Annotated in this window: 1 protein-coding gene; it reads right to left on the bottom strand. The window is 43.7% G+C overall.

Annotated features, from left to right (window positions below; all coding sequences use genetic code 11):
• On the bottom strand, window positions 1-3,148 hold a 3,148-nt coding region (locus tag F1E73_RS16655; protein WP_150452616.1), incomplete at both ends, for a malectin domain-containing carbohydrate-binding protein.

Here is a 3,148-nt window from a genome sequence, read left to right on the forward strand (position 1 = left end):
AGAAGTAGTTGGCAAGGTAATGGTCTGATCTGCACCCGCATTCGCAATAGGAATTTGACTCCCGCTGGACTGTGTAGTATTTTCGTATATGCGAGGCCCTTTGTGGTTTAGCCATCCATTGGAGATTACATCAAGATCTCCATCATCATCAATATCGGTCACTATCGCACCATCATGATGCTCCAAGTTTAGGGATCCATCATTTAAGATATGGGTAATCCAATTCCCAGTATTACAAAGATCATTCTCAAAAGCAATTAATCGGCGACTGCCCAACCACTCCCCTACAACGATATCTATATCACCATCTTCGTCAATATCCACAGCGAAAACACTAAGGCTACCACTTACCGAGGTACTCAAAACATGTCTTATCCAAGGCTGTGTAGGATCTGCAGGAGCTTCAAACCAAGCAAACTCATTTTTATTGGGATCACCACCTAGGCCCAATTGTCCCACTACACCGTCTAACCTACCGTCTCCATTAATATCAGCCAATTGTATCCTGTCTGGAGTAGTTGCGTATGTAATCCCAGTAGAATAGGTAGTCCAAGTACCGTTGCCTTCGTTCTTTAACCAATTAATTCCTTGGAATAAATCCAGCTTCCCATCTCCATCTATATCCCCTGCCTTTATATCTTCCCCAGAGGGATCATTACTTATGGCTACTAAACTCCAAGTTCCTGTAGTAGGGTCTGCGGTAGGGGTCAACATTTGCACCGGAAAGTTCGTAGATTCGGCGCCGTTCCAGTTAATTGCCATCTGGTACGGACTTCCCAAACCAAAATCGCCTCCTGTAATTCCAGCCAAAAAGGGTTCATTATACCCGCTATTTACCACCGGAATATTGTTATAAACGGTAAAATTTCCACTCCCATCGTTCTTAGCCCATAAGAGTCGCTCACTTTGGTATTCTTTACCCGAAGGTCCATATTCCGTCCCTAATAAATCCAGATGCCCATCCCCATCAAAATCGTACACATGTACCACATTTCCAAAATTACCGCCAATAGCCGTTTTTGTCCAGTTACCAGAGGCAGAGCCTGGATTTTTATACCAAAAACCACCAGTCACTATATCTTTGAGACCGTCCCCATCCAAGTCATGATCCGGAATGGTAAAAACAGCGGTAAACGGGTTTGCTTCCAATTGATGTACCGCCCAAGAATCTGGAAAGGGAGTGGAATTGCATACTTCTTGATCCGTTACATTCACCGTTATTTCTTGGAATACCCCTGTGGGTATATGCCCCACATCATACAATTCTAGACGTATGGTATGGGCTCCTAAACTTAGGCCATCTATTGTGATTGGTCCATAACTATAGTGTGGACCTACCGGTTGTCCATCAATCTCGTAATGCATGTGGGTATCTCCCTCTTCTATAGTCCAATTCTCTACCGTAAAATGCACCTGAAAGGGCTGATTAACAGAAGCGCCATTATTAGGGGAGGTAATGGTTAAGGTTGGGGATGGGGGAGTAGCGGTTTGCGCCATAATCTCAATCCCCGATAGTTTCGGATTTTCTACTACCTTAAGCAACTGTATGGTTGCAAAACCATCGGATATGGTAATATCGTTAAATTCCTTTTGTAGCGCCGTTGCAGGATTGGTTTCTGCCAATATATCAAAATTGGTCAAAACCTGGACTCCTTCAATATTCACATTGAATACCCGCGATCCAGGACCTCCAGGTTGACTCCCCACACCAAAATAGAGTTCAGCAAAGTGAAGGCGAATAGTATACTCCCCAGCTGCTGGCACAGGTATTTCATAAGTAAAGATCCCATAACGCTCTGTTTGATATAATGCATCGTCATTGGTTCCTTCAATTGGGATAGTTGCACTATACAAGTTTCCTCCGGTTGAAAATTGATCTGCTTCGTAGATATCGGAATTATGAGTTACTTGAGGCCCACCAACATTAATCCTTATAGATCCAAGAGCAGAAAATGGATAGGTAGCAGTAACTATAGGTAGACCTGCTTGATTTTGGGCATTACTAATGGTTAAGTTATAAGTAGTATTGGAGCTCATAGTAGAAACGGTGAGCAGTACTGTTCTACCATCCTGCTGAAGAACTGCTCCAGAAATGGATATTCCGTTATCAATGGAGTAATTGGAAAGAGTCTCGGCTGAAGCCTGATTCATATATTCGGAAAATTCCACACTTATTTCCGTTTCACTTAAGGAGCTTACTTGATTAACCAATGGTGGGGAATTGTCCACAGAAACCCCAGCACCTAAAAACTCTACAAAATTCACATCAAAAATATCCTGGGTGGCCGTTCCATTTTTAAAAATAAAGAACAAATCGTGCTTACCCCCTGGATCGGTAAACGTAGATTCAATATTTACCCAATTACTAAGACCTCCCGTAATCGGCACCGTAGTTGTAGCCAGCAGGGGCCCGTTATTACTACCAGTCCTCATTTCAATGGTCCCTACAGGACCAGTATTAGCCACCCTATATCTGACCGAATTTATATTCATAAGATTCCGACCGGAAAAAGAAATGTGACTATTATCATTCACTCGGATAGCTTCTATGCCTCCCATTTGAGAATCTGTGTTTGGGATAATTGTAACACCGTTTTGGGTGTCATAGTATTCTGCTTCCTTGCGTTTGGGGTGCAATTGAATCTGATCAAAAGCCTGTAGCCCGCCTTGATCGGTATAATTGGTTCCTAACACGTAAAAAAGATCGGCTCCCCCATCAATATCATGGCCTTCGTATTGCAGCGTCAAGGTACGCGGACATCCGTCTACGGTGGCACCGTCATGAAAATGATTAAGGTGTCCTAAGGAAGGTACCACGGAAACATCGGCACAATCTATGCCCGAACCAGTACTACCGTCCTCCAGATCATTCACCACCAAGTCAATATTAATTTCATCTCCCCATCCTACAAATCCGCCATCTGGGGGTGAGTTAAAGGTAAAAGTGGCCGCATTGTTCCCTGCGTAGATAGTTACATTTTGGACACCTACTCCTCCATTGCCGTCGTCTACCTGTAATTGTGCATTATAGGTGCCGGCCACAGTATAGGTAAAGGAAGCGTTTTCCGTGGTGGCATCTACATTACCATCTGTCTGGAAATCCCAAGCATAGGAAAGTGGTGTATCCCCATTAGGATCTACGGTTCCT

It is taken from the genome of Arenibacter lacus (assembly GCF_008711145.1).
Classification (GTDB): domain Bacteria; phylum Bacteroidota; class Bacteroidia; order Flavobacteriales; family Flavobacteriaceae; genus Arenibacter; species Arenibacter amylolyticus.